Origin of the sequence: Actinomadura formosensis NBRC 14204, from assembly GCF_001552155.1 — a bacterium.
Classification (GTDB): Bacteria; Actinomycetota; Actinomycetes; order Streptosporangiales; family Streptosporangiaceae; genus Spirillospora; species Spirillospora formosensis.
On record NZ_BCQQ01000241.1, the window covers coordinates 1 to 4,462 of the forward strand.

Consider the following 4,462-nt stretch of genomic DNA (forward strand, 5'->3'; position numbering starts at 1 on the left):
GGCGCGTGTCCCTGCGAACGGGCCGCATAGGCGAGGATCACGTCGCGGGCCAGCGGCGCCATCGACCAGCCGTCCACCGCGATGTGGTGCAGGACCAGCATCAGCACGGAGGTGTCGTCGCCGAGCGCGAACAGCCGGGCCCGCAACGGCGGCTCCACCGACAGGTCGAAGCCGCGCCCGACCTCGGCGGCGAGCGCCGCCGGCAGGGCGGCCTCGCCGGTCTCGGTGATGTCGAGGCGGGGCCGGGCGGCGGCCGGGTCCAGGACGAGTTGCCGGGCGGTGCCCGAGCCGTCCGGGAAGATCGTGCGGAGCGTCTCGTGCCGGGCCACGACGTCGGCGAGCGCGGCGCGCAGCGCCTCCAGGTCGAGGCGGCCGTCGAGGCGCAGCGCGATCGGCATGTTGAACGTCGCGGACGCGCCCTCGAACCGGTTGAGGAACCAGAGCCGCTGCTGCGCGTGCGACAGCGGGATCACGTCGGGTCGCTCGGCCCGTACCAGCGGGGGACGCACGCCGCCCGCCGCGTCGGTGAGGCGCTCGGCGAGGCCCGCGACGGTCGGCGCCTCGAACAGCGCCCGGACGGGCAGTTCGGCGCCCAGCGCGGACCGGATCCTGCTCACCAGCCGGGTCGCGGTGAGCGAGTCGCCGCCGAGGTCGAAGAACCCGTCGTCCACGCCCACCCGCGGCACGCCGAGGACCTCGGCGAACAGGCCGCAGAGGATCTCCTCCTGCGGGGAGCGCGGCGCGCGGCCGGCGGCGGAGCCGGCGTCGGGCGCGGGCAGCGCGGCCCGGTCGAGCTTGCCGTTCACGGTGAGCGGCAGCGCGTCGAGGACGGTGAACGCCGGGACCATGTAGTCGGGCAGCCGCTCCGCGGCGTACCGGCGGACGGCCGCGGCATCGATCCCGGGCCCCACCAGGTAGGCGGCGAGACGCTTGCCGCCGGGCCGGTCCTCGTGGACGACCACGGCGGCCCGCGCGACACCGGGGCACCCCGCGAGGACGTTCTCGATCTCGCCGGGCTCCACCCGGAACCCGCGGATCTTGACCTGGTCGTCGGCGCGGCCGAGGTACTCGATCGTCCCGTCCGGGCGCCACCGGGCCAGGTCGCCGGTGCGGTACATGCGGTTGCCGGGCGGGCCGAACGGGTCGGCGACGAACCGTTCGGCGGACAGCCCGGGCCGGTCGAGATACCCGCGGGCGAGTTGCACGCCCGCCAGGTAGAGCTCACCGGGGACACCGGCCGGCACGGGCTGGAGCGCGGTGTCCAGCACGTACGCCCGGAGGTTGCGGTAGGGGCCGCCGATCGACGGCCGCTCGCCGCGCGCGACGACCTGGTTCATCGTGTCGATGGTCGCCTCGGTGGGCCCGTAGAAGTTGCGCGTGGTGAGGCCGGGGATCGCGCGGAGTTCGGCCCACAGGCTCTCGCCGATGGCCTCGCCGCCGAGGAGGAGCTGTGCGGGCCGATGCCGCCCGTCGTCGTCCAGCAGGCCCGCTTCGCGGAGCGAGGCGAAGTGCGACGGGGTGGTGTTCACCAGGTCGATCTGCGCGCGCGCCACGTACTCCGTGTACGCCTCGACGTCGCGGCGGGTGGCGTCGTCGATGAGGTGCAGCTCGTGGCCGTACATCATCCACAGCAGGCCCATCCAGGACGTGTCGAACGAGAACGACGCGAGATGAGCGAACCGCATCCGCCGCCCGCCGGCGGCCTCGACCGCCGGATCGATGAACGCGTCCCGATGCGCCTCGAAGTAGTTGAGCACGCCCACGTGCGGGACGGTCACGCCTTTGGGCCGCCCGGTGGACCCCGACGTGTAGATGACGTACGCGGCGTTCTCCGCCCGCAACGCCCGCACCCGGTCGTCATCGGACGGATCGTGCGATGGCCGCCCGGCCGCGTCCGGGAAGTCGCCGGTCGTGATGGTCAGGGCCGGGCGGGCGTCGTCCAGCATGTAGGCGATGCGCTCGTCCGGGTACTCCGGGTCGATCGGGACATAGGCCGCGCCCGCCTTGAGAACGCCGAGGATCGCCGCCACGATCGCCGGGGTGCGCGGAAGGACGAGCGCCACGCGGTCCTCGGGGCCGATGCCACGCGCGATGAGTTCGTGGGCCAGGCGGTTGGCGCGTTCGTTCAGAGCGGCGTAGGTCAGGTGGGTGTCGCCGCAGACGAGCGCCACATCCGCCGGGGTGCGGGCGGCCTGGGTCTCGAAGAGGGCGGGGAGGGTGCCGGACGGGATCTCGGCGGCGGTGTCGTTCCAGGCCGACAGGGCCGCCCGCTCGGTCTCGCCCGCCAGGTCGACGGCGCCGATGACGCGGCCCGCGTCATCGGCGAAGACCTCCAGGAAGCGGCGGACACGGGCCAGCAGCGCCTCCACGACCGCGTGCTCGTAGACGTCGGGGCGGTAGTGCAGGCGGAGGGACAGCCTCTCACCGGGGATCGCGACGAACGACAGGGGGAAGTGGGTCGCGTCGTAGGAGTCGGCGGCGGCGATCCGGACGCCGTTGAGGGAGCCGTCCATCGAGGACGGGTCGAACGGGTAGTTCTCCAGCACCGTCATGGTGTCGAACAGCGCGCCGCCGTGGCCCGCCACCCGCTGGATGTCGGTGAGGCCCAGGTGGTGGTGGGCGAGGAGTTCGGTCTGCTCCTCCTGGAGGCGTTCCATGAGGGAGCCGAGCGACTCGTCCGGGCGGTAGCGGACGCGGATCGGCAGCGTGTTGATGAACAGGCCGATCATCTGCTCGACGCCGGGGAGTTCGGGCGGGCGGCCGGAGACGGTCGCGCCGAACACCACGTCGTCCGAGCCGAGGAGGCGGCCGAGGACGAGACCCCAGGCGCCCTGCAGGACGGTGCTCAGCGTGACACCGTGGCGGCGGGCCGCGCGGGTCAGGCGGCGGGTGGTGCGCTCGTCGAGTTCGGTGCTGGTCCGCCGCGGGGGCCGCGGGGCGCGGGCGGCGGCCTCGGGGGCGACGAGGCTGGGTTCGTCCACGCCGTCGAGTGCGCGGCGCCAGGCGTCCTCGGCGGCGGCGCGGTCCTGCCGGGCGAGCCACGCCAGGTAGTTCTTGTACGGGGTGACGCGCGGCATCCCCGTGTCGTGGCCGCCCTGCATGTAGAGCAGGAACAGCTCGGTCGCGAGGATCGGCGTGGACCAGCCGTCCAGCAGGATGTGGTGGTTGGTGAAGATCAGCCGGAACCGTTCGGGCCCCATCCGGACGAGGACGAACCGCAGCAGCGGCGGCGCGGTCATGTCGAAGCCGCGCGCCCGCTCCCGCTCCACGATCGCATCGGCCTCGGGCCCGGACGCGGTGATCTCCTCCCAGGGCAGCTCGACCGTGCGCGGGATCACCTGGACGGGACGCGACAGGTCCTCGTGCCAGAACGCGGCGCGCAGGTTGGCGTGCCGGCGCAGCAGCGTCCCGGCGGCGATGCGCAGCGCGGCGGCGTCCAGGGGCCCTTCGAGGTCGAGGACGAACTGCGCCGTGTACACGTCGGCGTCGCCGGCGTCGAAAAGGGCGTGGAAGAAGAAACCCTGCTGCAACGGCGACAGCGGCAAGATGTCCTCAAGGTCGCCCCGGTTCACGATTTCTGCCTCCACGCGGTCTGCAGCTTGTCGATCTCGCTCTGGTCCAGCTCCACGAGCAGGTCGGACGGGGTGAAGCCGCCCGCCTCCCCGGCGGCGACGTCGGCGACCAGGGCGCGCAGCGCCGTGAACCAGCCTTCGGCCAGGTCCCGGACGTCGGTGGCCGCCAGCAGGCCGCCCGGCCACGTCCAGGTCGCCGACAGCACGGGCCCGCCGGGCAGGTCGCGGGTGACGGCGTTGATCTCCAGGACGTGCGTCAGCGGCATCGCCGGGTCCTCGCCCGCGGGCAGCTCCTCGGACGCGAGCGTCCAGTCGCCGCCGTCGTCGCCGGGGGCGACCCGGCCGAGATAGTTGAACGCGATCTGCGCGGGCGGCAGCTCGGCCAGTTCCTCGGCGGCCTCCCCGTCCCCGTAGCGGAGGAGGCCGTGGCCGATGCCGCCGTCCGGGACGGCCCGGAGCTGCTCCTTCACCGTCTTGACGGCCGCACCGCCGGTCACGTTGCCCGCGTCCAGCCGGACGGGGTGGATCGAGGTGAACCAGCCCACGGTCCGGGAGACGTCGGCGCCGGGGACGACGTCCTCGCGTCCGTGGCCCTCAAGGTCGATGAGGACGCCGGTGCCCCGCCCGCCCCGGTGCCGGCGCCACTGGGCGACGGCGAGCGCGAGGCCGGTGAGCAGGACGTCGTTCGCACGCCCGTGGAACGCGGCCGGGACGTCGGTGAGCAGCGGTCCGGTGACGTCGGCGGGCAGGTCGAGGGTGAGGGACCGGGCGCGGGCCGCGATGTCCACCCGCGGGTCGAGCGGACGCTTCGCAAGGTTCTGCGGCGGGCCGTCCACGATGTCGAGCCAGTCCTCCAGCTCGCCGGCGTCCCGCTCGGACGCGGTGAGCTT

At 73.9% G+C, this 4,462-nt stretch carries 2 protein-coding genes; both read right to left on the bottom strand.

Features of this window, described 5'->3' with window-relative positions; translation table 11 throughout:
• The coding region (locus tag AF1_RS32030) for an amino acid adenylation domain-containing protein (RefSeq protein WP_255218858.1) at positions 1-3,587 on the bottom strand (3,587 nt) is incomplete at its 3' end.
• On the bottom strand, positions 3,569-4,462 hold an 894-nt coding region (locus AF1_RS32035), incomplete at its 5' end, for a condensation domain-containing protein (protein WP_255218859.1). The genes AF1_RS32035 and AF1_RS32030, both read right to left, overlap by 19 nt.